The organism is Geodermatophilus africanus, assembly GCF_900107105.1.
Classification (GTDB): domain Bacteria; phylum Actinomycetota; class Actinomycetes; order Mycobacteriales; family Geodermatophilaceae; genus Geodermatophilus; species Geodermatophilus africanus.
This window is the reverse complement of record NZ_FNOT01000003.1, coordinates 295482-320435: the sequence shown is the minus strand read 5'-3', so window position 1 is coordinate 320435 and position 24954 is coordinate 295482. Positions and strand designations below refer to the sequence as shown.

Below are 24954 nucleotides of genomic sequence, written 5' to 3'. Positions count from 1 at the left end.
TCAGCTTGTCCACACCTGCTCAGTCGGCAGGCGGCCGGAGCCACGACAGCCGGGGGGACCCCGGCCTCACCCCTCCGGGGGACGCCCGGCGCTCGGCCCCCGTCCAGCAGAAGGGCCTCCCTGCCCCCACCGCTCGATGGAGGACCCGGTCCTCTCACCCCTCGCAGGCTCGGGGTGAGCCTCCGGACGGGGCCGGCGGGACCCTGCAGGGAGGCCGGGGCGAGGAGGTCCTCCCTTTCAGCCGCAGACCGCGCCCTGGGCCGCGGAGCTCACCAGCTTGGCGTACTTGCCGAGGACGCCGGTGGTGTAGCGCGGGGGCAGCGGCGTCCACGCGGCCCGGCGGCGGGCCAGCTCGTCGTCGTCGACCAGCAGGTCGAGGGTGCGGGTGGTGAGGTCCAGCCGGATGCGGTCGCCGTCCCGCACGAGGGCGATCGGGCCGCCGTCGGTGGCCTCGGGCGCGACGTGGCCGACGCACAGGCCCGTCGTCCCGCCGGAGAACCGGCCGTCGGTGAGCAGCAGGACGTCCTTGCCCAGGCCCGCGCCCTTGATGGCGCCGGTGACGGCGAGCATCTCGCGCATGCCCGGCCCGCCCCGGGGGCCCTCGTAGCGGATCACCACGACGTCGCCCGCCTGCAGCGTGCCCTCGGTGACGGCGTCCATGGCGCCCTGCTCGCCGTCGAAGACGCGCGCGGTGCCCTCGAAGACGTCGGCGTCGAAGCCGGCGGACTTCACGACCGCGCCGTCCGGGGACAGCGTGCCGCGCAGGATGGTCAGCCCGCCGGTCTTGTGGATCGGGTTGTCCATCGCGTGGACGATGGTGCCGTCCAGGTCGGGCGGGGCGATCTCGGCGAGGTTCTCGGCCATCGTCTTCCCGGTCACGGTCAGCACGTCGCCGTGCAGCAGGCCGGCGTCGAGCAGCGCGCGCAGCACGACCGGGACGCCGCCGACGCGGTCGATGTCGGTCATGACGAACCGGCCGAAGGGCTTGACGTCGGCCAGGTGCGGGGTGCGGTCGCCGATCCGGTTGAAGTCCTCGAGCGTGAGCTCGACCTGGGCCTCGTGCGCGATGGCCAGCAGGTGCAGGACGGCGTTGGTCGACCCCCCCAGCGCCATGACGACGGTGATGGCGTTCTCGAACGCCTCCCGGGTCATGATCTGCCGGGCGGTGATCCCCTGGCGCAGCAGGTTGACGACGGCCTCGCCGGAGGCGACCGCGACGGCGTCGCGGCGGCTGTCCGGCGCCGGCGGCGCGGCACTGCCGGGCAGCGCCATCCCCAGCGCCTCCGCGACGCTGGCCATCGTGTTGGCGGTGTACATGCCGCCGCAGGAGCCCTCGCCGGGACAGGCCGCCTTCTCGATGGCGTCCAGCTCCTCGCGGCTGATGAGCCCGCGGGCACAGGCGCCGACGCCCTCGAAGACGTCGATGATCGTCAGGTTGTCCCGGTCCCCGAGCCGTCCGGGCAGGATCGAGCCCGAGTAGACGAAGACGCTGGCCAGGTCGAGGCGGGCGGCGGCCATCAGCATGCCCGGCAGCGACTTGTCGCAGCCGGCGAGCAGGACGGTGCCGTCGAGGCGCTCGGCGAACACGACCGTCTCGACCGAGTCGGCGATGACCTCGCGGGAGACCAGCGAGGCGCGCATGCCCTCGTGGCCCATGGAGATGCCGTCGGACACCGAGATGGTGCCGAACTCCAGCGGGTAGCCGCCGGCGGCGTGCACGCCCTCCTTGGCCCGCTTGGCCAGCCGGTCCAGGGAGAGGTTGCACGGGGTGATCTCGTTCCACGACGAGGCGACGCCGATCTGCGGCTTCTCCCAGTCGTCGTCCCCCATGCCGACCGCGCGCAGCATCGCCCGCGCCGGGGCCTTGGCGATGCCGTCGGTCACCTCGTAGCTGCGCGGCTTGAGGGGGCTGTGCGTCGCACCGTGGGACTCGCGTCCCGGGATGAGGTCCTCGCCGATCGTCACTCGTCCTCCTCGCTGGCGCTCGTCGGCCTCGCGCCGATCGTCGTGCCGTGCTCCTGCACGAGCTCGCGGGCTCGCTCCCGTGCGGCGACTCTAGGCCGATCCGTCCGGCCCGCCGAGAGACCCTCGATACTGGTACCGACACCACCACCGAGCGGCGAGGAGTCCTCGTGTCCGCAACCGCCCGACGTGAGCTCGCGGAGTTCCTCCGCTCGCGCCGCCGCCAGGTCGACCCCCGGGTCGCCGGGGTGCCCGGCGGCGGACCGCGCCGGACGCCGGGGCTGCGCCGCGAGGAGGTCGCGCTGCTCTCCGGCGTGAGTCACACCTGGTACACGTGGCTCGAGCAGGGCCGCGACATCCGGCCCTCGCGCCAGGTGGTCGACGCGCTGGCCCGCACGCTGCGCATGTCCCCGGCCGAGCACGAGTACGTGCTCCGGCTGACCGGGCACGGTGGCAGCACCCCGACCGGCGCGGCCGCGGGCATGCCGGCCCACGTGCAGCGGCTGCTCGACGCGCTGGGCCCCTCCCCCGCCTACGCGATCACCGCCGGCTGGACCATCGTGGGCTGGAACCGCGCCTACGAGCGGCTCTACCCGGGGGTGGCCGCCGTGCCCGCGGCCGAGCGCAACCTGCTGTGGCTGGTGTTCACCGACCCGGCGGTCCGCTCGCTGCTCGCCGACTGGGCCGGCGACAGCCGCCGCTTCCTCACCCAGTTCCGCGCCGAGGTGGGCCCTCGGCTGGCCGATCCGGGGGTGGTCGACCTGGTGGCCCGCTTGGCGGCGGCCAGCCCGCACTTCCGCACCGGCTGGGCCAGCCACGACGTCGACCGGTTCAGCTCCTCGGAGCGGTTGTTCGAGCACCCGCGCGTCGGGACGCTGCTGCTCGAGCACCACCAGCTCACCCCGGCCGACGCCCCAGGGCTGCACCTGGTGGTCTACACCGCCGCGGAGGGCGGGGACGCGGCCGACCGGCTGGCGCGGCTGTCGGCCTGACCCGGTCTGGGAGGATGTGCGGACGTGACGACAGCGCGTCTGCGGATGAGCCGGGTAGCGCTGCTGCCGGTCGTCGTCCTGCTGGTGTGCGTCCTGCCCCTGGCCTCCGCCGCCGCGTGGACGCCGGTCTTCCTGCTCGTCCCGGCCCTCGCCGCGGCGTACGTGCTGCGGGTCGGGGTGGACGTCGGCGACGCGGGGATCACGGTGCGCTCGCTGGCCGGCTCCCGCCGGGTGCCGTGGGGCGAGGTGGCCGGCCTCCGCGTCGGCGAGCGCGGCGAGCTGTGGCTGGTGACCACCCGCGGCACCGAGCTGCGGCTGCCGGCCCTGCGCGCCCGCGACCTGCCCCGCCTGGCCGGGGTCTCCGGTGGCCGCATACCCGCTCCCGGCCCCGCCTGACGGGCACCGGGCTCGACCGGTCGTCAGACCGCGTGGACCTCGACGAGGTCCTCCAGACCGGCGAGGTCGACCGGGTTGCGTGTTGCGACCGCCAGACGGTTCGCGCGGGCGACCGCAGCGATGAGCAGATCGAACTGCCGCCGCCGCGGCTGCCGGCCGGATCGGCGGACCGCCGAGACGATCTCGCCGAAGGCCCGCGCTGCTGCTGCGTCCACCGGGATCGGGTCGAAGAGGGCCTCGACCTCCTGCAGGTGCCGTTGACGCCGGGCGCGCTCGGCGTCGTCATCGGTGACCAGTGGACCGGCGGCGAGCTCGGCGATGGTGACGACGCTGATCGCCGTCGTCTCCGGGAGAGCTGCGAGCACCGCGGGGTCCGTGAGGTCGATGACGACGGAGGTGTCGAGCAACCACGGGGCCTGCCCCGCTCCCGACGCAGACCTCAGAGCTGGGCCCACGGATCGGCCACGTCGTCGAGGTCGGCGCGCAGCCGCGCCCCGTCCAGGGGGTCGAGCCGGCCCGCGACCTCGGCCAGTCGGTCCCGGTGCACGACGCGCTGCCTGCCGGCCGGGAGCGGGCGCAGTTCCGCGACGGGTACCCCGTTGCGGGTCACGATGAAGGTCTCCCCGGCCTCCACCCGCCGGATGACCTCGGCGTTGTCGTTTCTCAGCTCGCGTTGGGCGATCTCGGCCACCCATCGAGCGTAGCACCGAGTGCTACGGTCGGCCTCTGCTCAGTCTGGTCCGTCGCCCCACCTCGCGCACGTACTGTTCGAGAGGTGAGCCGGCAGCGCGCGCGACGGGGACGGGGCCTGGCCGGTGCCGCCCTGCTGGCCGTCGTCCTCGCCGGGTGCGGGAGCGACGGCTACGAGCCGGCCGGCCCGTTCCGCCCGCAGCCGGAGGGCCCGCCGCCCCAGGTCGGCCCGCCGACGGAGTCCTCGCCGGCACCCGCGCCGGGCGACCCGGCCGACCCGGAGTCCGAGGAGGACGCCGGCGACCCGAACGTGGTGGCCTCCGGGCTGCTGGTGCCCACCGGGCTGGTGGTGCTGCCCGACGGCAGCGCGGTCGTCGGGGAGCGCGAGACCGGGCGACTGCTGCAGGTCTTCCCCGACCGCTCCCCCGCCCGCGAGCTCATGACCGTCGGCGGGGTCGACACCGCCGGGGACGGCGGGCTGCTCGGGCTGGCGATCTCGCCGACCTTCCCCGAGGACGGCCTGTTCTACGCCTACGTCTCGACGGCCACGGACAACCGGGTGGTCCGCTTCCCCATGGGCGGCACCCCGAACCCGGTGCTCACCGGCATCCCGCGCGGCGAGACGCACAACGGCGGCGGGCTGGTCTTCGCCCCCGACGGCACGCTGTTCGTCGGCACCGGCGACACCGGGAACGCCGGCCTGGCCCAGGACCCCGCCTCGCTGGCCGGCAAGGTGCTGCACGTCGACGTCTTCGGCCGCCCCGTCGGCGCCGGCCCGGTGCACAGCAGCGGGCACTCCGACGTGACCGCGCTGTGCTGGGGCGGCGAGCAGGCGCTCTACGCCACCGACGAGTCCGCCGAGGGGCCCGACGCGCTCGACGCCGTGACCGAGGGCGGTGACGCGGGCTGGCCGACCGCGGGTCCCGACAGCACCGGCCCGGTCGTGGACTTCGGCCCCGCGGAGGGCGGCCTCGGCGGCTGCGCGGTCGCGGGGCGCACCGTCTTCCTCGGGGCGCTCGACGGCCGGCGCATCCACACGGTGCAGCTCGACGGCACCGGGGCGGTCAGCCAGGAGCCCACCGAGTTCCTCACCGAGCGGTACGGCCGGCTGCGCACCGTCGTCCTCGACGACGAGGGTGCGCTGTGGATCACGACGTCCAACGAGGACGGCGTCGGCACCCCGGGTCCGGACGACGACCGGGTGCTGCGCGTCTTCCCACCCGGCGGCGCCCAGGACAGCCCGCTGTGACACCGTCGGCCTACCGGCCGACGCCGCGGCCAGGTGCCGTCCCCCACCCACGCTGAGCCGCTGCCCGTGTCCCGGTCGGACAGAGGACCCGTCCTCCCCACCCCTCGCAGGTTCGGGGCGTGCCCCTGGACGGGGCCACCGGGCCCCCGCGACCGATCCACCCCAGCCGGGTGCCGTCCCCCCGACTCGTGGGACCGTTGCGTTCCCTCTCAGCTCCCGACCACGCGCTCCTCGAGCATGCGCTTCACGGTCGCGGCGTCGGCCTTGCCGCGGGTGGCCTTCATGACCGCGCCGACCAGCGCGCCGAGGGCCTGCACCTTGCCGCCCCGCACCTTGGCGACGACGTCGGGCGCCCCGGCGATCGCGGCCTCGACGGCGGCCACCAGCTCGTCGGACTCCCCCATCACCGCCAGGCCGCGGGCCGCCACGACCTGCGCGGGGTCGCCCTCGCCGGCCAGCACGCCGTCGAGCGCCTGCCGGGCCAGCTGGTCGTTGACCGTGCCCTCGGCGACCAGCCGGGTGAGCTCGGCGACCTGCCGTGGGGTGACGGCGAGCTCGGCGAGCTCGACCCCGGCGTCGTTGGCGCGGCGGGCCAGCTCGCCCAGCCACCACTTGCGGGCGTCGGCCGGCGTGGCGCCGGCGGCGACCGTGGCGTCGACCAGGCCCAGGGCGCCGGCGTTGACCAGCCAGGCCATCTCGGTGGCCGACAGGCCCCACTCCTCCTGGAGCCGCGCGCGGCGGGCCGCGGGCAGCTCCGGCAGCTCGGCGGCGAGCTTCTCGACCCACTCGGCGTCCGGCGCGACCGGCACGAGGTCGGGCTCGGGGAAGTACCGGTAGTCGGTCGCCTCCTCCTTGCTGCGGCCCGGCGAGGTGCTGCCGGCGTCCTCGTGGAAGTGGCGGGTCTCCTGCAGCACCCGGCCACCGGCGTCCAGGACGGCGGCCTGGCGGCGCATCTCGAACCGGACCGCCCGCTCGACGCTGCGCAGCGAGTTGACGTTCTTGGTCTCGGTGCGGGTGCCCCACTCGAGGTCGCCGACCGGGTTCAGCGAGGTGTTGACGTCGCAGCGCAGGCTGCCCTGCTCCATCCGGACGTCGGAGGCGCCGAGGGTCTGGATGATCTCGCGCAGCTCGGTGACGTAGGCGCGGGCGACCTCGGGGGCCTTGGCGCCGGTGCCGGGAATCGGCCGGGTGACGATCTCGACCAGCGGGATGCCGGCCCGGTTGAAGTCGACCAGCGAGTGCGAGGCACCGTGGATGCGGCCGGTGGCCCCGCCGACGTGCAGGTTCTTGCCGGTGTCCTCCTCCAGGTGCACCCGCTCGATCTCCACGCGGTACGTCTCGCCGTCGACCTCGACGTCCAGGTGGCCGGCCGTGCACAGCGGCTCGTCGTACTGGCTGGTCTGGAAGCCCTTGGGGATGTCCGGGTAGAAGTAGTTCTTCCGGGCGAAGCGGCACCAGGACGCGATCCGGCAGCCCAGCGCCAGCCCGATGCGGATCGTCGCCTCGATCGCGGCGGCGTTGGCCACCGGCAGCGAGCCGGGCAGCCCCAGGCAGACCGGGCAGGTCTGGGTGTTGGGCTCGGCGCCGAAGGTGGTCGCGCAGCCGCAGAACATCTTCGACGCGGTGCCCAGCTCGACGTGGGTCTCCAGGCCGATGACCGGCTCGTAGCGAGTGAGGAGCTCGTCGTAGTCGACGAGGGTGGCGGTCATGAGCGGTTCTCCTTCGGGCCGGTGCTGCGGCCGCTCAGCCACGCCCCGACGGCGGTCAGCAGGCCCAGGACGATGAAGACGGCGAAGAACACCTCGCCGGTCGCGAACCAGCCGATCAGGCCCACCAGGACGACGAAGGCCGTGAGTCCCCAGGCGGCCTTGAGCGCGCCGTTCACGCGGCAGCCCCCCGGTTCGCCAGCTCGTCGAGCAGCCGGGAGCCGCGGGCGGCGTCGAGTGCCGCCTCGACCGCGGCGGCGACCCGGTAGCAGCGGTCGTCGGCCAGCGCCGGCGCCATGACCTGGAACCCGACCGGCAGCCCCTCCGACAGCCCGCACGGCACCGAGATGGCCGGCAGCCCGGCGAGGCTGGCCGGCAGGGTGCACAGGTCGGCGGCGTACATCGCCAGCGGGTCGTCGACGCGCGCGCCGATCGGCCACGCGACCGTGGGGCTGGTCGGGCTCACCAGCACGTCGACGTCGTCGAACGCGGTGGTGAAGTCCCGGGTGATCAGCGTGCGGACCTTCTGCGCCTGGCCGTAGTAGGCGTCGTAGTAGCCGGCCGACAGCGCGTAGGTGCCGAGGATGATGCGCCGCTTCACCTCGGGGCCGAAGCCCTGCTCGCGGGTCAGCGACATGACCTCCTCGAGGGAGCGGCTGCCGTCGTCCCCCACCCGCAGGCCGAAGCGCATGCCCTCGAAGCGGGCCAGGTTGGACGAGGCCTCGCTCGGCGCGATCAGGTAGTAGGCCGGCAGCGCCAGGTCGAACGCCGGGCAGGACACCTCGCGCACGTCGGCGCCCATGCCGGCCAGCAGCTCGACGGTCTCCCGCACCCGGTCCAGGACGCCGGCGTCGTAGCCGTCGCTGTGCCCGTCGCCGCCCAGCTCGCGGACGACGCCGACGCGCAGGCCGGCCAGCTCGCCGCGGGCACCCTCCTGCGCCGCCTTCACCAGGAGCGGTACGGGGGCGTCGATGCTCGTCGAGTCGCACCGGTCGTGCCCACCGATCACCTCGTGCAGGACGGCGGCGTCGAGCACCGTGCGCGCCATCGGGCCGGCCTGGTCGAGGCTCGACGAGAAGGCGATCAGGCCGTAGCGGGACACCGAGCCGTACGTCGGCTTGTGCCCGACCAGCCCGGTGACCGCGGCCGGCTGGCGGATCGAGCCGCCGGTGTCGGTGCCCAGCGCCCACGGGGCCAGCCCGCCGGCGACCGCGGCCGACGACCCGCCGGAGGAGCCGCCGGGGATCCGGTCGGGGTCCCACGGGTTGCGGGTGGGGCGGTAGGCGGAGTTCTCGGTGGAGGAGCCCATCGCGAACTCGTCCATGTTGGTCTTGCCGAGCAGCACCGTGCCGGCGGCCTTGAGCCGCGCGGCGACGGTCGCGTCGTACGGCGGGTGCCAGCCCTCGAGGATCCGCGAGCCGCTGGTCGTCGGGACGCCCTCGGTGACGAAGACGTCCTTGAGCGCGACCGGCAGCCCGGCCAGCGGGCCCAGCTCCTCCCCGGCGGCTCGGGCGGCGTCGACCTCGCCGGCGCGGGCCAGCGCGGCCTCGCCAGCGACGTGCAGGTAGGCGCCGAGGACGCCGTCCTCCGCGGCGATCCGGTCGAGGTAGGCCTGCGTCAGCTCCACCGAGCTGGTCCCGCCGGCCGCCAGCCGCCGGCCGAGCTCGGCGGCGTCCAGGCTCGTGAGGTCGTCGGTCACCGGGGTGCTCACTCCTCCTCCCCGAGGATCTGCGGCACGCGGAAGCGGTCGTCCTCCGCCGCGGGGGCCTGGGCCAGGACGACGTCGCGCGGCAGGCTCGGGATGACGACGTCCTCGCGGGTGACGTTGGTCAGCGGCACCGCGTGGGTCATCGGGGGGACGTCGCCGACATCGGCCTTCCCGACCTCGGCGACCGCGTCGAGCACCGCCGACAGCTGCCCGGCGAAGTGGTCGAGCTCCTCGTCGGTGAGGGCCAGCCGGGCCAGCCGGGCCAGCTGCGCGACGTCCTCACGCCCGAGTCCGGCGACGTCCTCACGCCCGAGTCCGGCGGCGGTGTCATCGCGCCCGAGTCCGGCGGCGGTGTCATCGCGACCGAGCGCGGCGGACGCCTGCGACTCGGCCGTCTCCTGCGGGGAGGGTGTGCTCATGCTGCGGCGGGACTCTCCTCGGTCGGCGCCCGAGGGCGCTCGTCACCACGTCGGAACCCCGCCACTGTACGTGCCGGGCCTCCCGCGCCGGTCCGCCGGAGGCGGCCCGGGGAGGTGGCTCGACCGCCGGACGGTCGGTGCGAGAAGCTGTCGCCGCCCGCGATCGACGGAGATCGGCCGAACCTCGAACACGGAGGAACCGTGTCCTATCTCCTGCGGCTGATCGTGCCCGACCGCCCCGGCATCCTCGGCGCCGTCGCCACGGCGCTGGGCGAGGCGGGCGTCGACATCGTCTCCGTCGACGTGCTCGAGCGCGGCGGGGAGGTCGCGGTCGACGACATCGTCGTGGACCTGCCCCCCGACCGGCTCCCCGACAGCCTGATCACCGCCGCGCAGCGTGTCCCAGGCGTGCAGGTCGAGTCGCTGCGGCCCTTCGCCGGGCCGCTCGACACCCACCGCGAGCTGGAGCTCCTCGAGGCGCTCTCCCGGGCCGCCGAGGGCACCGCGGTGAAGCTGCTGGCCGCCGAGCTGCCGCGGGTCTTCCACAGCGGCTGGGCCGTCGTCCTCTCCGGGGACGCCGAGGGCCCGTGCGAGGTGCTGGCCGCGTCCGACGCCGCGCCGTCCTTCGACGGGATGACCGTGCCCTGGCTGCCGCTGTCGAGCGCGCAGTTGCTGCCGAGCGAGGCCGCCTGGTTGCCGGAGCGCTGGCGCGAGATGGCCATCGAGATGATGGCCACCCCGTTCGGCAGCCCCCGGACGGCCGTGGTCATCGGCCGCTCCGGAGGGCCGGCGTTCCGCCGCTCCGAGTTGCTGCGGCTGGTCCACCTCGCCGGCATCGCGGCCAGCGTCGCCCACCTGCCTCCGGCGTGACCGTCCTGCGCGATCGCCATCGCCGACCGGGGCCACGTCCTCATCGGCGTCACGGGGTTCTGACCCGTTGACCGGTTCGTCGTCCAGCCGGACGCCGGAGCCGGGGCACCTGCGGGTCACCGTGGAGGGCCGCGCGGACGACGTCCTGCGCTTCCCGGGGGTCACCCTGCGCCCGCTGACGCTGCGCTCGGTCTTCGTCGCGACGCCGGAGGTCGTCGAGTACCAGGTGCGGCAGACCGCGCGCGGAGTCCACGCCGCCGCCGTCGTCGCCGCCGCCCTGGACCGGGCCGGCCTCGCCGACCGGCTGCGGACCGCCCTCGCCGGCGCCGGGCTGCCCGACCCGGTCGTCACCGTGGAGACGGTGACCGCGGTCCCCGTCGATGCCCGCACGGGCAAGGCCAAGCGCTTCCTGTCCCTGGCCCCGGGGACGGCCAGCTGAGGCGGCCGCGCGCCGGGCCCCGCCGGCCCGGCGCGCGGAACTCACTCCGCCGGCGGCTCGCTGCCGTCGCCGACGGTGGCGACCGCGCGGGCCGCGTCGGGTCCCTCCTCCAGCAGCACCCGGAAGCCGTCGTCGTCGAGGATCGGTGCCTTCACCTGCACCGCCTTGTCGTACTTGCTCCCCGGGTCGGCGCCGACGACGACGAAGCCCGTCTTCTTGCTCACCGAGCCGGTCACCTTGCCGCCCCGCTCCTGGATCGCGGCGACCGCCTGGTCGCGGCTGAGGTCCCGCAGCGAGCCGGTGACGACGACGGTGACGCCGGTGAGCGGCCCGGGCCCGGCACCCTCACCCTCGTCGGCCATCCGCACCCCGGCGGCCCGCCACTTCTCGACCACCTCGCGGTGCCAGTCGACGGCGAACCAGTCCCTGACCGACCGGGCGATGGTCGGCCCCACCCCATCGGCCGCGGCGAGCTCCTCCTCGGACGCCTCGGCGATGCGGTCCAGCGAGCGGAAGTCGCGGGCGAGCGCCTGGGCCGCCGTCGGCCCGACGTGCCGGATGGAGAGCGCGACGAGCACCCGCCACAGCGGCACGTCCTTGCGGATCTGCAGGTTGGCGAGCAGCTTCTGCCCGTTGGCGGAGAGGGCGCCGTCCTTCCTGGTGAAGAACGCGGTGCGGCACAGCGCCGCCTCGTCGAGGAAGAACAGGTCGCCCTCGTCCTGGAGCAGGCCGCTCTGCAGCAGCGCGATCGCCGCCTCGTAACCGAGGTTCTCGATGTCGAAGGCACCGCGGCCGGCGACGTGGAACACGCGCTCCCGCAGCTGCGCCGGGCAGGACCGGGCGTTGGGGCAGCGGATGTCGGCGTCGCCCTCCTTCTCCGGGCGGAGTTCCGTGCCGCACTCCGGGCAGTGCGTGGGCATCTCGAACTCGCGCTCGTCGCCGGTGCGCGCGGCGACGACGGGGCCGAGCACCTCGGGGATCACGTCGCCGGCCTTCCGGATGACCACGGTGTCGCCGATCAGCACGCCCTTGCGCCTGACCTCACTGGCGTTGTGCAGCGTCGCCAGCTGCACCGTCGACCCGGCGACCTTCACCGGCTCCATGTACGCGAACGGCGTCACCCGCCCGGTGCGCCCCACGTTGACCCGGATGTCCAGCAGCTTGGTGGTGGCCTCCTCCGGCGGGTACTTGAACGCGATCGCCCACCGCGGCGCCCGCGAGGTCGACCCCAGCCGCCGCTGCAGCGCCACCTGGTCGACCTTGACCACCACGCCGTCGATCTCGTGCTCCACCGAGTGCCGCTGCTCGCGGTAGCGCTCGATGTAGGCCCACACGCCCTCGAGGTCGTCGAGCACCTCGAACCGGTCGCTCACCGGCAGCCCCAGCTCGCGCAGCCGCGTGTATGCCTGCGACTGCCGCTCGGGCGTGAACCCCTCGCGGGCGCCGAGGCCGTGCACGACCAGGCGGAGCGGCCGGGAGGCGGTGACCCGCGGGTCCTTCTGCCGCAGCGAGCCCGCGGCCGCGTTGCGCGGGTTGGCGAACGGCGCCTTGCCCTGCTCCACCATGCCGGCGTTGACGTCGGCGAAGCCGGTGATCGGGAAGTAGATCTCGCCGCGGACCTCGAGCAGCGGCGGAACGTCGTCCCCGGCGAGCTGCTGCGGGACGTCGTCCATCGTGCGCACGTTGGCGGTGACGTCCTCCCCCGTGACGCCGTCCCCCCGGGTGGCCGCGCGCACCAGCCGGCCGCGCTCGTAGACCAGGTCGACCGCGACGCCGTCGACCTTGAGCTCGCAGAGGTAGACAGCGGCCGTGCCGACCTCGCGCTCGACGCGGGCGGCCCACGCGGAGAGCTCGTCGCCGGAGAACGCGTTGTCCAGGCTCTGCATCCGCTCCAGGTGCCGGACCGGGGAGAAGGTCGCGGTGAAGCCGCCGTTGACCTTCTGGCTCGGCGAGTCGGGCGTGACGAGAGCCGGGTGGGCGGCCTCGATCACCTTCAGCTCGCCCATGAGCTCGTCGTACTGGCCGTCGCTGACCAACGGCGCGTCCTGCACGTAGTAGGCGAACGCGTAGCGGTCGAGCTCCTCGGACAGGTCGCGGTGCCGGGTCCGCGCGTCGTCGGGGACCTCGGTGAGGTCCTCCCGCTCGGTCGGGGCCTCGACCTGCGGCTCGTCCAGCTCGGCGTCGGTGGTCACGCCGGAACGGTATCCGGCGGGTCCGACGGTGCACCCGTGGTCACCCGGCCGTGTACGTCACTCGGGCAGCGCCCCGAGCGTGCGAGGGGTGGGGAGGACGCGGTCCTTCTCACTCGGGCAGCAGGTACTTCGCAGCCTCCCGGACGTGGGTCATGGCCCGGCGCGCGTAGCCGGGCGTCGCGCCGGCCAGCCCGCACGACGGGGTGAGCGTGACCGCCTCGTGCAGGTGTTCGGCGGGGAAGCCGAGCTCGCGCCACCAGGCCCGCAGTCGGGACGCCGTCGCCTTCGGAGCGGGCAGCGGGCCGTCGGTGCCGGGGACGACGCCGGGGAACAGGTGGGTGCCGGCCTCCACGGCGGCGCCGAGCGCGTCGAGGTCCTGCACCAGGCCGAGGTCGAAGGAGACGGCGTCCGCTCCGGCGGCGCGGAACAGCGCCAGCGGCGCCCGGTCCGCGCAGCAGTGCACCACCACCGGCCCGGGCAGCGCGCCGACGACGGCGGCGAGCTCCTGCTCCACCACCGGCGCCTCGACGGCGGGCAGCCTGCCGAAACCGCTCGCGGTCGGCAACCCCCCGGCGAGGACGGCGGGCAGCGACGGCTCGTCCAGCTGCACGACCACCTGCGCCCCGGGGACCCGCGCGGCGACGGCGGCGACGTGCGCGGCGATGCCCTCGGCGAGCGACTGCGCCAGGTCGCGGCGGGCTCCGGGGTCGACGACGGCGCGGTCGCCGCGCGTGCGCTCGAGACCGGCGGCCAGCGTCCACGGGCCGGCCGCCTGGACCTTGAACGGGCCGGTGTAGGCCTCGGCGACGTCGTGGAGCGCGTCGAGGTCGCGGGCCAGGAGTTCCTCGGCGCGGCGCTGGTCGATGCCGGACCGAGGCACCAGCCGCCAGCCGGCCGGCGACAGCTCGACGGCGAGGTCCACGAGCAGCGCGGCGCTGCGCCCGACGAGGTCCGCGCCGGGACCTCGGCCGGGCAGCTCGGGCAGGTGCGCGAACTCCGGCAGCTCGCCGGTGACCACCCGCAGCGCCTCGACCGGGTCGGCTCCGGGCAGCGAGCCGACCCCGGTGGCCGGGCCCCACGACGGGCGCGCGGGCTCCTCCGCGCGGGCCTCCGGTGTTCCGGCGAGGTCGGACGGGACGTCGGGATCGGTCGGAGAGACGGGGTCGAGCGGGGCCACGGCGGCGACGGTAGTCCTCGTCAGCGCGGCGTTCAGGCGGTGGCGAGGACCGTGCCCTGGCCGAGGACCAGGTCGCCGCGCTCGGCGTCCGGGGCGTACAGCACCGCCGACTGCCCGGGCGCGACGCCGCGCTGCGCGGTGCCCAACAGCACCCGCAGGCCCCCGTCGTCCCCCGCGGTCACCTCGCACGCGACCGGTGTGCCGTGCGCCCGCAGCTGGACCTCCGCGGGGATCGGCAGCGCCGGTGCGGCGCCCGTCCAAGTCGGCGGGGCGGTGCGGACCTCGGTCACCCCGGCGAGGTCGGCGGTCCCGACGGTCACCGTGCGGCTCACCGGCTCGATGCCGAGCACGTAACGCGGCCGGGAGTCGCCCACGGCGACGCCGAGCCCCCGGCGCTGGCCGACCGTGAAGCCGTAGGCGCCCGTGTGCTCCCCCACCGTCGCGCCGGTGGCGGCGTCCACGACCCGGCCGGGTTGCTCGCCGAGCCGCCGGGCGAGGAAGCCGCGCGTGTCGCCGTCCGGGATGAAGCAGATGTCGTGCGAGTCGGCCTTGGTGGCCACGGCGAACCCGCGCTCGGCGGCGATCTCACGAACCCGCTGCTTGGTCATCGAGCCGAGCGGGAAGACCGCCCCGCCGAGCTGGCCCGCGGTGAGGACGGCGAGCACGTAGGACTGGTCCTTGGCCGCGTCCACCGACCGCCGCAGCTGCCCGCCGGCGAGCCGGGCGTGGTGCCCGGTGACGACGGCGTCGAAGCCGAGCGCCTGCGCCCGGTCCAGCACTGCCGAGAACTTGATCTTCTCGTTGCACCGCAGGCAGGGGTTGGGCGTGCGGCCGGCGGCGTACTCGGCGACGAAGTCCTCGACGACGTCCTCGGTGAACCGCTCGGCGAGGTCCCAGACGTAGAACGGGATGCCCAGCTCGTCGGCGACCCGGCGGGCGTCGTGCGCGTCCTCGACGCTGCAGCACCCCCGGGCGCCGCTGCGCAGGGTCTGCCGGTCCGGCGAGAGCGCGAGGTGGACGCCGGTGACGTCGTGCCCGGCGTCGACGGCCAGCGCGGCGGCGACGGCGGAGTCCACGCCCCCGCTCATCGCGGCGAGCACGCGCATGGTCACCGCCGTCCCATCCCGGCCCGGCGGGCCCGCTCCACGACCGGGCCGATCACGTCGAGGACGGCGTCGACGTCGTCGTCGGTCGAGGTGTGCCCGAGGCTGAACCGCAGCGAGCTGCGCGCCCGGTCGGGATCGGCGCCGGTGGCCAGCAGCACGTGGCTGGGCCGGGCCACGCCCGCGCTGCAGGCCGACCCCGTGGAGCACTCCACCCCCCGGGCGTCGAGCAGCATCAGCAGCGCGTCGCCCTCGGCGCCGGGGAAGGACAGGTGCGCGTTGCCGGGCAGCCGCCCCGGCCCGCCTGCGACGACGTCGTCCAGCGGCGCGCCGTTGAGCTGGGCGTCGGGCACCTGCGCCACCACCCCGGCCACCAGCCGGTCGCGCAGCGAAGCCAGCCGGTCGGCGCGGTCCTCCCGCTCGGTGACGGCGACGGTGGTGGCGACCTGCAGCCCCACGATCGCCGCGACGTCGAGGGTGCCGGAGCGCACGTCGCGCTCCTGGCCGCCGCCGTGCAGCAGCGGCGTGCACTCGGCCTCGCGGCGCAGCAGCAGGACACCGGCGCCCATCGGCCCGCCCAGCTTGTGCCCGGTCATGGTGAGCGCGTCGACACCGCTGGCGGCGAAGTCGACCGGCACCTGCCCGACCGCCTGGACGGCGTCGGTGTGCAGCGGGGCGTCGACGGCGTGCGCGACGTCGGCGAGCGCGGCCAGGTCGCTGACCGTGCCGATCTCGTTGTTGGCCCACATGACGCTGGCCAGGGCGACGTCCTCACCGGAGCCGAGCGCCGCGCGCAGCGCACCGGGCGTGATCCGCCCGGTCGGCTCGACGGGCAGCCAGGTGACGTCGGCGCCGTCGTGCTTGGCCAGCCACTCGACGCTGTCGAGCACCGCGTGGTGCTCGGCGGGGCTGACCACGATCCGCCGGCGGCGGGAGTCGGCGTCGCGCCGGGCCCAGAACAGGCCCTTGACGGCGAGGTTGTCGCTCTCGGTGCCGCCACCGGTGAACAGCACCTCGGACGGGCGGGCGCCCAGCGCCTCGGCCAGCCGTTCGCGGGACTGCTCGGCGACCCGGCGGGCGGCCCGGCCGCTGGCGTGCAGCGAGGAGGCGTTGCCCACCCGCCCCAGCTGGCCGGTCATCGCGGCCAGGACCTCGGACAGCAGCGGCGTCGTGGCCGCGTGGTCGAGGTAGACCGCCTGCGAGCTGCTCATGACGCCGCCAGGGTAGTCCCGGCGCCTGGGACCGCCTCCCGCGGCGGAGCAGCCGCCCGCCCGGCCAGCCGGGCACCCACCAGCGCGAGGGCGGTGCACACGGCGATCGACACGGCCACCGCCACGGGCAGGCCGAGCAGCCCCTCCGTGGCCGCCGCGACGAGGACGCCGGCCAGACCGATGCACAGCGCCGACATGGTGACGTCGGAGATCTGCAGCGCAGCCGAGTCCGCACCCCTGCGGTGCTCGGGTGACTGCTCCAGCAGCAGCACCCCGACGCTGGGCATGCCGAACCCCATGCCCAGGCCGGCGACCGCCCAGGTCAGGTAGGCCGGCCAGCCGCCCGTCCCGGGGAGCGCGGCCAGCACGGTCGCGGCCAGGCCAGCGGCGAGCAGCACGAAGCCGAGGCGCAGCAGCCGTTCCCGCGGCACACCGGGGAAGCGGCCCTGCAGCTGCGAGGCCAGCGCCCAACCCACCGCACCGGCGGTCAGCGGCAGGCCGGCCGCGGTCGGGCTGTAGCCGTGGACGGTGGTCAGCAGCAGCGGGATGAGCGCGTCCATCCCGAAGAACGCCCCGGCCAGGAGTCCGCGGGAGGCGACCACCGCAGGCAGCCCGCGCGCGACGCGGACGGTGCCGCGCGGCAGCAGCGGGCGCAGGCCGGCGAGCAGGGCACCGGCGCCGACGACGGCCACGGGCACCGCCAGGAGGTCCAGTCGCTGCCCGGCGTACTGCAGCGCCGCGATGCCGAGGCCGGCGAGCACCGCCGACCACCGCCGTCCCCGGGCCGCGGGGGGCGGGGAGTCGGGCGCGGTCAGCGACCGGCAGGCCGAGAGCACCAGGAGGGTGCCGAGGACGATCACCGGCAGCAGGCCGAGGAAGACCAGCCGCCAGCTGGCGTGCGTGGTGACCAGCCCGGCCAGGACCGGGCCCACCAGCGCCGGCAGCACCCACGCTGCGGAGATCGCGCCGAACAGCCGGGGCCGCAGCGCGGCGTCGTAGGCCTGGCCCGCGATGACGTAGAGCAGGACCACCATGACGCCGGCCCCGAGCCCCTGCATGGCCCGGCCGGCGACGAACACCGCCATGCCCCCGGACAGCCCGGCGACCAGCAGCCCCGCGGCGAAGGCCGCGACCCCCCAGGGCAGCGCGACCCGCGGACCCCGGCGGTCGCCGGCGTCCCCGCCGACGACCATGCCGACGACCGACGCCACGAGGAAGGCGCTGAACGGCCAGCCGTACCACGCCAGCCCGTCGAGCTCGGCGACGGCCGTGGGCATCGCCGTCCCGACGGCCATGGCCTCGAACGCGATGAAGGTGACGAGCATGAGCAGGCCCGCGGTCGTCCGCCGGTGCGCCTGGTCGAGGATCCCCGGCACCGCGCTCCCGTCCACCTCTGCGCCAACCCGCTCGTCGCCCGGACACTTCCCGGCCGACAGACGCGTCGAGCGCCGGCCCCAACGGGACCGGCGCTCGACATGGCGACCTACTGGAACGGCCTCGCTGCAGGGGCCCGCGCCGAGCGTCAGCGAGGCGTGGGGGGCAGCGAGGTCCTTTATTTGCGGGCGGTGATGGCCTCGGTCGCCTGCGGGACGACGGTGTTGAGGTCGCCGACGACGCCGAAGTCGGCCAGCTCGAAGATCGGGGCCTCGGGGTCCTTGTTGACCGCGACGATGGTCTTGCTGGTCTGCATGCCGGCCCGGTGCTGGATGGCACCGGAGATGCCGACGGCGATGTACAGCTGCGGGCTGACGGTCTTGCCGGTCTGCCCCACCTGGAAGGTGTGCGGGTAGTAGCCGGAGTCGACCGCGGCCCGCGAGGCGCCGACCGCCGCCCCGAGGGAGTCGGCGAGCGCCTCGATGATGGAGAAGTTCTCCGCCGAGGCCACGCCGCGACCGCCGGAGACGACGATCGAGGCCTCGGTGAGCTCCGGGCGGGAGGACTTCTGCTCCACGACCCGGTCGAGCACGCGGGTGGCCCGGGCGGCGTCGGACAGCTGCACCGCCACCTGCTCCTCCTCGGCCGCGCCGGGGGCCGGCTCGGGGGTGACCGAGTTGCCGCGCACCGTGTAGATCGGGGTGCCGACGGTGACCTTGGAGTGCACGATCGTCGCCCCGGCGAACGCGACCTGGGTGGCGGTGCCGTCACCGGCGATCTCGGTGACGTCGGTGAGGAAGCCGCTGCCGGTCTTGATGGCCAGCCGGCCGGCGATCTCCTTGCCCTCCGGAGAGGAGGGGATGACCACCGCGGCGGGGGACTTCTCTGCCACCAGCTGGGCGAGCACCTCGGCCTTGGGGGCGACCAGGAACTGGTCGACCTCCTCGGACTCGGCGACGTAGACCTTCTGCGCGCCGTACTCGGCCAGCTGCGCCTTGGCGGCCGCGGCCGAGCCGGGGGCGCCGACGACGACCGCGGCGGGCTCGCCGAGCGCGCGGGCGGCGGTCAGCGCCTCCAGCGTGGTCTTGCGGACGCCCTCACCGGCGGGGTTGAGCTCGACGAGGACCAGCACCTCTGCCATGACTGTGTCTCCTCCTGCGCTTCGATCCGGGTCAGACGATCTTCTGGACGGCCAGGAAGTCGACCAGCTTCGCCGCACCGTCGCCCTCGTCGTTGACCTTGACACCGGCGCCCTTGGGCGGGCGGCCGGCGAAGTCGAGCACCTGGCTGGTCGCCGTCGCCAGGCCCACGGTGGACGGGTCGACGCCGAGGTCGGCCAGCGATTTCTTCTCCACCGGCTTCTTCTTGGCGGCCATGATCCCCTTGAAGGAGGGATAGCGCGGCTCGTTGATGGTGTCCCAGGTCGACACGATCGCCGGCAGCGGCGCCTCCAGCGCCCAGTAGCCGCCGTCGGTCTGCCGCTCCACCCGGGCCACGCCGCCCTCGACGGTGAGCTTGCGCGCGCCCGACAGCTGCGGGATGCCCAGCCGCTCGGCCAGCAGCGCCGGCATCACCGACAGCTGGCCGTCGGTGGACTCCGCCCCGCACAGCACGATGTCGAAGGACATCTGCTGCAACGCCGCGGCCAGGACCGCGCTCGTCTGCGGGGCGCAGGCGCCGTGCATGGCGTCGTCCACCACGTGCACGGCCCTGTCCGCGCCCATGGACAGGGCCTTGCGGATCGCGTCGGCGGCCGAGTCCGGCCCGACGGTGAGCACGGTGACCTCGCCGCCGTGGGCCTCCTTGAGGACGAGGGCCTCCTCGATGGCGTACTCGTCGATCTCGTTGACGACGTTGTCCGCGCTCCCCCGGGCGACGGTGTTGTCCGCCGGGTCCAGGTTGCGCTCGCTCCCGGAATCGGGCACCTGCTTGACCAGAACGACGATGTCCATCGTCAACCAACCTCCGCGCGGCTAGGGGCGCGGGCCATCGCCCGCCTGCTCCGATGGTCGAGGTTACCGCCGGGTAACGGGGCGCCCGCCGGGGGTCCGGGTGACCTGGGTCACCCGGACCGTGCCGCCCTCAGCGCCCGGTGAAGGTGGCCTTGCCCGGCCCGTTCTCGAGGAACGAGCGCATGCCGGTCGCCTGGTCCTCGGTGTCGAACAGCTCGGCGAACAGCCGGCTCTCCAGGGTCAGGCCCTCGCGCAGCGGCCGGTCCAGCCCCTCGTCGATGGCCTTCTTGGCGGCGGCCAGCGCCAGCGGCGGGCCGGCCGCGAACTTGCGGGCCATGGCGACGGCGGTCTCGTACACCTCGGCGTCGGGGACGACGGCGTCGGCCAGCCCGATCTCCAGGGCCTCCTCGGCGCCGACGTGCCGGCCGGTGAAGACGAGGTCCTTGGCCTTGGCCGGGCCCACCAGGCGGGCCAGCCGCTGGGTGCCGCCGGCACCGGGGATGACGCCGAGCAGGATCTCCGGCTGGCCGACCTTCGCGCCCGCTCCCATGACGCGGAAGTCGGCGCACAGGGCCAGCTCGTAGCCGCCGCCGAGGGCGTAGCCGGTGATGGCCGCGATGACCGGCTTGGGGATCTCCTGCACCGCCGTGAAGGAGTTCGTGAGTTCCTGGCCCCAGGCCACCATGCTGCGGCCGTCGAGCCGGGACATCGCCTTGATGTCGGCGCCGGCGGCGAAGACGCGCTCCCCGCCGTAGACGACGACGGCCCGCACGTCCTCGCGGTTGCCGGCCTCCAGTGCCGCAGCGCGCACCTCCATGTGCAGCTGCTCGTCGATCGCGTTCATCTTCGGCCGGTCGAGGCGGATGGTCCCCACCCCGTCCTCGACCTGCAGCGTCACGAACTCCGGCTCTGCCACGGGACCTCCTGGCGGTGGACGACGTCGTCGTCGGCACCCTAACCAGCCGGCCACCGCGGGTGTGGCCGGCCCGGGCACCGCAAGCCCCGTCCCGCGACCCGCGACCCCGCGACCCGCGCCGAGCCTGCGAGGTGTGGGGGGAAGGGTGGTCCTCCTTCAGGGGACGGCGACCGGCGGCAGACGGTGCAGCCGGCTGTCCTCCGGGATGACGCGGTCGGGCGCGACGACGAGCTCGGCGGTCCCGCGGGCGGCCTCGAGGGCGCCGACCAGGTCGCCGCACTGCTGCGTCGACGGCACGCGGTAGCCGGGCCCGCTGACCACCCACACGGCCGACCCGTCGCCGGCCCGCTGGAGCACGTCGGCCGCGACGGCCGCCGACGGCGTGCTCTCCATGCGGGCCTCGTAGTCGGTCCAATCGACCCGGTCGGCCGGGCCCAGGTCGGGGAAGGCGACGAGGTCGAGGCCCCGCTCCGGAGGCACCAGCCGGGTCACCGCCGGCCCGAGCTGGTCGGGGCAGAAGACGACGACGTCGCCGGGGGCCGCGTCGGCCAGGGCCCGGGCCACCTCACCCGCCTGTGTGCGGGGCTCCGCCACCTCGGGCAGCTCGGTGGCCAGGCCCAGGCCGGCGACGGCCACCAGCACGGCGGCGCGGACGCCGGTCCCCGGCAGGGCGGCCACGCCCAGGGCGGCCAGCGCCAGGAAGGCGGACACCGCGACGCTGGTGTAGCGGTCGTGGACCGCGGTGCCCGTCAGCCGGCTGACCTCGCCGGCCACCAGCAGCACGCCCAGCGACAGGGCCAGTAGCACCAGGCGCGAGCGGCGCGGCTGCAGGGACAGCACCACGGTGCGCTCGCCGGCGCGCCGCGTGGCGGCCGCGGCGAGCAGCCCGACGGCGGCGAGCAGCAGCAGCGTCGTCCCGAGGACGTGGGCGCGCACCTGGCCCCCGCCCTGCCACGCCTCCAGCGCGAGGGGCAGCGCGGCGTAGCCGGGCGGTACTGCCCACGGCGTCCCCGTGTGGGCGAGCTGGACGAGGAACGACAGCAGCCAGGGGCTGTACAGCAGCCCGCCCACAGCCAGCCCGGCGAGCACGCGCAGCGCCGGACCGCGGCGAAAGGGCAGCGCCGCGAGCGCGAGCACCCCGGTGACCGCGACGACGTGAAAGGCCCAGACGTGGGTGAGCAGCAGGGCGCCGGTGACCGCGCCGAAGCCGAGTACCGGCCCGGCGCCGGGCCGGCGCACAGCCGCGGCGCCCGCGCCGACGCCGAGCACGGTCAGCAGCACCATGAGCGCGTACATCCGCGCCTCGCTGGCGTAGCGGATCAGGAAGGGCGAGGTCGCCAGCAGCACGATCAGCGCGGCTGCCGAGCGGCGGCCGGCCAGCCGGCGGGCGAGGTGCCACGCCAGCGGCAGCGTCAGGACGCTGATGACCGCCGACAGGGCGCGCACGGCGGTGGCGCTCGTGCCGAACAGCGCCGTCCAGCCGTGCAGGAGCAGGTAGTACAGCGGCGGCGAGCCGTCCTGCTCCAGGGCATCGAGGAGCTCCGGCAGCGGCAGGCGGGCGATCGCGACGCTCTGCGCCTCGTCGAGCCAGAGCTCCGGCGGCGCGACGAAGCGGGCGACCACCCCGACGGCGACCAGGCCGGCGAGCAGGACCGCCAGGACGACGACCGGCCACGGCCGGCCGGGGCGCTCGCCGAGGCGGGTCCACGGACTCGGGCGCCGGGCCGGGCGGACCGGAGCCGGGGCGGTGGGAGCGGCCTGCGTGCCGCCGAGCCTAGGCAGCACGCGTACGGCGGCGGGACGGCTGACCGGGGGCTCCGGACGCGGCGGACCCCGGGTGCCCCGCTCCGACGTCGACGGTGGAGCCGGTCCCCGGCACTGGCCTGCGCACGCGTCCTCCGTAGCTCTCCCGGCGTCCCCGGTCCTGGGGACACCGCGCCGGTCGGTGTGAGACGACGGGACGGGAGTACCCCGGTGCTCCTGGAGCGGAACCCGGGGTCAGCCCGTCGGGGCGGCCGCGCTGCCACCGCCCGCAGTGTGACCAGGCGCCGCGCCGGCGCGCCACAGCACCCCGAGGCCGGTCGGCGAGGTCGCCACCTCTGTGTAGTGGGCCGACAGCTCTGCGGTGACGGCCCGGGTGCGGTCGTGCCGCCGCACCCCGGCGTCCGCCCGGTCCAGACCCAGCACCACCACGGCGTCGAGGTCGCCCCGCACCGCGGCCAGGTCGACCGCCGGCGGGACGCGCTCGAGCCCGCCCAGCAGCGGGTCGGTGTCCAGCCGCTCGCGCAGGTGCGACGGCCCGGCGAAGCGCACCTGGAAGTAGTCGTGCACCGCCTCGTAGTGGCCGACGTCGACCCCTCCGGCGCGGACCGCCAGCCGGCTCGACTCGTGGCGCAGCGGGTCAGGGGACCCCGTCGCGGGCCAGACCACCGACCGGTCGTACTGCAGGACCGCGATCGTCGAGCCGGGCGGGATCCGGTCGGCCAGCGCCAGCAGCTCGGCCACCTCGTCGGCGGCGGCCGACTGGGCGGGCAGCCGGGCGACCGCGGCGGCCGAGGCGGCGGCGACCAGGACCATGGTCGCTGCGGCGCCGACGCGCGGCCCCGGGGCGCGGGTGGCCACCCACAGCACCACCAGCAGCGGCGGGAACCAGGCCAGCCGGGCGGCGAGGAAGCCGAAGTCCGCGCCCAGCCGGTCCGGCGTCAGCCAGTAGGCCGCCGTGGCGCCGACGAGCAGCAGCCCGAGCCCGAGCCGTTCCGGTCCTGGCCCGGGGTCCTCCGGACGGGCCCGCCGCAGCGCCGCGACGGCGAGGACGGCGAGCACGACCACGGTGAGCAGCGCCGGCAGCCGCTCGTCGCCCCAGCCGGTGACGAACGGCCGCAGCCCGGTGACGAGCTCCTGGAGCCGCTGGGTCGACGGCACGACCTCGCCCTCGGCCGGCGGGCCCTCCCCCGTGGCCAGGTAGCGGGCGGTCAGCGCCGCGGACGGCGGGACGGCCAGCAGCACCGGTAGGGCGTGCCGCCCGACGGCCGCGGCCACCGGCTGCCCGCCGCGGACCGCCGCGGCGGCACGGACCCCCGCCAGCGTCAGCGTGCTGCCGGCCGCGAACGCCCACGGCAGCAGGTGCGCGCTCCAGGTCAGCACCAGCAACCCGGCCAGGCCCGCCGCCGCAGCGACCGGCCACCGGTCCCGGCGGCGCAGCACCACCGCGAGGACCAGCAGCGCCCCGATCACCCCGAGCACGAAGTTGTAGAAGCCGTAGGCCACCAGGTTGCTGCCCGCGAGGGGCAGCGCCGCCGCGGCGAGCCACCAGGCCCGGCGGTCGAGGGCGTGCACCACCCGGGCCGTGGCGCCGACCAGCCCGAGGACCAGCCCGGCGACCAGGAGCCGCTCCGCGCCGTCCGGCCCGGCGAGCGGCAGCAACCCGGCCAGCAGCAGCGTGGTCAGCATGTTGGGCACCGGCGTCAGGTCGATGCGGTAGTGCTCGGCCAGCACGGCGCCGGTCCCGTCGTCGTCCCCCACGTTCAGCAGCACCCAGGCACCGGCCACGTGCGCCGGGCCGTCCTGGCTGAGCACCGTGGGGAACAGCAGCAGCGGCAGCAACTGGACGACGACCCCGAGCCCCAGGGCCACCCCCGCCACGACCGCCGCGGGCGGGGGACGGCGGCGCGGACGGACCGACGCGGCCCCGCTCTGAGCTCGCGAGGTGGCCCCCTGCAGGGTCCCGTCGCGAGCGTGCGAGTGGCGGGGGGCAGGGGGTCCTTCGACCTTCATCAGGCAGCCCGGCGGGCGGTCCAGCGCCCGTCGTCGCGCTGCACCTGCAGCGCCAGCCCGAAGGTCTCCGACAGCGCCTCCTGGGTGACCACCTCCTCCAGCGGCCCGGCCGTCACGACCGCTCCCCCGCGCAGCAGCAGCGCGTGGGTGTAGCCGGGCGGGATCTCCTCGACGTGATGGGTGACCAGCACCTGCGCCGGGGCGAAGCGGTACCGGGCGAGGTCGGTCAGCCGGCTGACGAGGTCCTCCCGGCCGCCGAGGTCCAGGCCCGCGCCCGGCTCGTCGAGCAGCAGCAGCTCCGGGTCGGGCATCAGCGCACGGGCGATCTGCACCCGCTTGCGCTCCCCCTCGCTGAGCGTCCCGAAGGGGCGGTGCGCCATCGGGGTCACGCCCCACTGCTGCATCAGCATCGCCGCCCGGGTGAGGTCGTGGACGTCGTAGCGCTCCCGCCAGCGGCCGAGGACCGCGTACCCGGCGGAGAGGACGACGTCGCCGGTGCGCTCGCCAGGCTCGATGCGCTGGGCCAGCGCGGCACTGGTCAGCCCGATCCGCGGCCGCAGCTCGAAGACGTCGACCGCGCCGAGGGTCTCCCCGAGTAGCGCGACCTCGCCGCGGGTGGGGTGCATCTGCGCCGCGGCCAGTTGCAGCAGCGTCGTCTTGCCCGCCCCGTTGGGTCCGAGGACCACCCAGCGCTGGTCGGCCTCGACCGTCCAGTCGACCCCCCGCAGCAGGTGCGTCTCCCCGCGCACGACGTCCACACCCTGCATCTCGACGACCGGATCGCTCGACACCACCCCATCCAACCAACCCGCACCGGGTCCCGC

At 75.5% G+C, this 24954-nt stretch carries 23 protein-coding genes; 5 read left to right on the top strand and 18 right to left on the bottom strand.

The genetic code is table 11. The annotated features are described in order from the left end of the window. Nucleotides 1-237: 237 nt before the first annotated feature. The gene (ilvD, locus tag BLW63_RS06820) at nucleotides 238-1965 is read right to left on the bottom strand and encodes a dihydroxy-acid dehydratase (protein ID WP_091152813.1); all 1728 of its coding nucleotides are present in this window, start codon (nucleotides 1963-1965) and stop codon (nucleotides 238-240) included. A 167-nt stretch (nucleotides 1966-2132) separates the two neighbouring features. Between ilvD and BLW63_RS06815 the strand changes: the two genes are divergently transcribed. Both BLW63_RS06815 and BLW63_RS06810 read left to right on the top strand, forming a co-directional pair. Beyond that, entirely contained in the window at nucleotides 2133-2954 is an 822-nt protein-coding gene (locus BLW63_RS06815; protein ID WP_091152811.1) for a helix-turn-helix transcriptional regulator, read from the top strand. A 24-nt stretch (nucleotides 2955-2978) separates the two neighbouring features. Continuing rightward, nucleotides 2979-3350: a PH domain-containing protein gene (locus tag BLW63_RS06810; RefSeq protein WP_091152809.1), complete on the top strand. Its 372-nt coding sequence runs from the start codon at nucleotides 2979-2981 to the stop codon at nucleotides 3348-3350. A gap of 23 nt (nucleotides 3351-3373) precedes the next feature. Here the strand turns inward: BLW63_RS06810 and BLW63_RS06805 are convergent, their stop codons facing one another. Together BLW63_RS06805 and BLW63_RS06800 are read right to left on the bottom strand one after the other, a co-directional pair. After that, nucleotides 3374-3757, bottom strand: a complete 384-nt coding sequence (locus tag BLW63_RS06805; protein WP_211517035.1) for a PIN domain-containing protein — start codon at nucleotides 3755-3757, stop codon at nucleotides 3374-3376. Nucleotides 3758-3789: 32 nt separating this feature from the next. After that, complete coding sequence (locus tag BLW63_RS06800) at nucleotides 3790-4041, bottom strand: type II toxin-antitoxin system Phd/YefM family antitoxin (protein ID WP_091152807.1); 252 nt, start codon at nucleotides 4039-4041, stop codon at nucleotides 3790-3792. An 84-nt stretch (nucleotides 4042-4125) separates the two neighbouring features. Here BLW63_RS06800 and BLW63_RS06795 point away from each other — a divergent pair, with 84 nt between their 5' ends. Then, entirely contained in the window at nucleotides 4126-5289 is a 1164-nt protein-coding gene (locus BLW63_RS06795; protein ID WP_091152805.1) for a PQQ-dependent sugar dehydrogenase, read from the top strand. A gap of 209 nt (nucleotides 5290-5498) precedes the next feature. Here BLW63_RS06795 and gatB read toward each other — a convergent pair whose 3' ends face one another. Genes gatB through gatC form a run of 4 tightly spaced genes read right to left on the bottom strand, consistent with a single transcriptional unit; the run spans nucleotide 5499 to nucleotide 9122 of the window. After that, nucleotides 5499-6998 (bottom strand): Asp-tRNA(Asn)/Glu-tRNA(Gln) amidotransferase subunit GatB, encoded by a 1500-nt coding sequence (gatB, locus tag BLW63_RS06790; protein WP_091152804.1) that lies wholly within the window; start codon nucleotides 6996-6998, stop codon nucleotides 5499-5501. Further along, nucleotides 6995-7174 carry a hypothetical protein gene (locus BLW63_RS06785; protein ID WP_091152802.1) on the bottom strand — a complete coding sequence of 60 codons (180 nt, stop codon included), beginning with the start codon at nucleotides 7172-7174 and terminating at the stop codon, nucleotides 6995-6997. Before BLW63_RS06785 ends, gatB begins: the two co-directional genes overlap by 4 nt. After that, the gene (gene gatA / locus BLW63_RS06780) at nucleotides 7171-8706 is read right to left on the bottom strand and encodes an Asp-tRNA(Asn)/Glu-tRNA(Gln) amidotransferase subunit GatA (protein ID WP_170856675.1); all 1536 of its coding nucleotides are present in this window, start codon (nucleotides 8704-8706) and stop codon (nucleotides 7171-7173) included. The genes BLW63_RS06785 and gatA overlap by 4 nt, the downstream gene beginning before the upstream one ends. Then, nucleotides 8703-9122 (bottom strand): Asp-tRNA(Asn)/Glu-tRNA(Gln) amidotransferase subunit GatC, encoded by a 420-nt coding sequence (gene gatC / locus BLW63_RS06775; RefSeq protein WP_091152800.1) that lies wholly within the window; start codon nucleotides 9120-9122, stop codon nucleotides 8703-8705. Before gatC ends, gatA begins: the two co-directional genes overlap by 4 nt. Before the next feature lie 201 nt (nucleotides 9123-9323). On the opposite strand from gatC, the gene BLW63_RS06770 reads away from it, so the two are divergent. Both BLW63_RS06770 and BLW63_RS06765 read left to right on the top strand, forming a co-directional pair. Next, complete coding sequence (locus tag BLW63_RS06770; protein WP_091152798.1) at nucleotides 9324-9992, top strand: ACT domain-containing protein; 669 nt, start codon at nucleotides 9324-9326, stop codon at nucleotides 9990-9992. A gap of 67 nt (nucleotides 9993-10059) precedes the next feature. After that, nucleotides 10060-10431: a hypothetical protein gene (locus BLW63_RS06765; protein ID WP_091152797.1), complete on the top strand. Its 372-nt coding sequence runs from the start codon at nucleotides 10060-10062 to the stop codon at nucleotides 10429-10431. Between the two features lie 41 nt (nucleotides 10432-10472). On the opposite strand, the gene ligA is transcribed toward BLW63_RS06765, so the two are convergent. The 11 genes from ligA to BLW63_RS06710 form a co-directional block, all read right to left on the bottom strand. Next, nucleotides 10473-12623: an NAD-dependent DNA ligase LigA gene (ligA, locus tag BLW63_RS06760; protein WP_091152794.1), complete on the bottom strand. Its 2151-nt coding sequence runs from the start codon at nucleotides 12621-12623 to the stop codon at nucleotides 10473-10475. A gap of 109 nt (nucleotides 12624-12732) precedes the next feature. After that, entirely contained in the window at nucleotides 12733-13800 is a 1068-nt protein-coding gene (locus BLW63_RS06755; protein ID WP_170856674.1) for a methionine synthase, read from the bottom strand. 32 nt (nucleotides 13801-13832) lie between these two features. Then, nucleotides 13833-14906 (bottom strand): tRNA 2-thiouridine(34) synthase MnmA, encoded by a 1074-nt coding sequence (mnmA, locus tag BLW63_RS06750; protein ID WP_091153193.1) that lies wholly within the window; start codon nucleotides 14904-14906, stop codon nucleotides 13833-13835. Between the two features lie 2 nt (nucleotides 14907-14908). Beyond that, nucleotides 14909-16114, bottom strand: coding sequence for a cysteine desulfurase family protein (locus BLW63_RS06745; protein WP_091152791.1), 1206 nt, complete (start codon nucleotides 16112-16114; stop codon nucleotides 14909-14911). Continuing rightward, on the bottom strand, nucleotides 16111-17505 hold the full coding sequence (locus tag BLW63_RS06740; RefSeq protein WP_091152788.1) for an MFS transporter: 1395 nt from the start codon (nucleotides 17503-17505) through the stop codon (nucleotides 16111-16113). The genes BLW63_RS06745 and BLW63_RS06740 overlap by 4 nt, the downstream gene beginning before the upstream one ends. Nucleotides 17506-17666: 161 nt before the next feature. Further along, nucleotides 17667-18629 carry an electron transfer flavoprotein subunit alpha/FixB family protein gene (locus BLW63_RS06735; RefSeq protein ID WP_091152786.1) on the bottom strand — a complete coding sequence of 321 codons (963 nt, stop codon included), beginning with the start codon at nucleotides 18627-18629 and terminating at the stop codon, nucleotides 17667-17669. Between the two features lie 31 nt (nucleotides 18630-18660). Next, nucleotides 18661-19440, bottom strand: a complete 780-nt coding sequence (locus BLW63_RS06730; protein WP_091152784.1) for an electron transfer flavoprotein subunit beta/FixA family protein — start codon at nucleotides 19438-19440, stop codon at nucleotides 18661-18663. A 130-nt stretch (nucleotides 19441-19570) separates the two neighbouring features. Next, nucleotides 19571-20356 (bottom strand): enoyl-CoA hydratase/isomerase family protein, encoded by a 786-nt coding sequence (locus BLW63_RS06725; RefSeq protein WP_091152782.1) that lies wholly within the window; start codon nucleotides 20354-20356, stop codon nucleotides 19571-19573. 156 nt (nucleotides 20357-20512) lie between these two features. After that, nucleotides 20513-22141 (bottom strand): glycosyltransferase family 39 protein, encoded by a 1629-nt coding sequence (locus BLW63_RS06720; protein WP_091152780.1) that lies wholly within the window; start codon nucleotides 22139-22141, stop codon nucleotides 20513-20515. Between the two features lie 213 nt (nucleotides 22142-22354). Next, nucleotides 22355-23989: a hypothetical protein gene (locus tag BLW63_RS06715; RefSeq protein WP_091152778.1), complete on the bottom strand. Its 1635-nt coding sequence runs from the start codon at nucleotides 23987-23989 to the stop codon at nucleotides 22355-22357. A 140-nt stretch (nucleotides 23990-24129) separates the two neighbouring features. Beyond that, a complete protein-coding gene (locus BLW63_RS06710) occupies nucleotides 24130-24921 on the bottom strand; it encodes an ABC transporter ATP-binding protein (protein WP_244522410.1) in 792 nt (263 codons plus the stop codon). Nucleotides 24922-24954 lie beyond the last annotated feature (33 nt).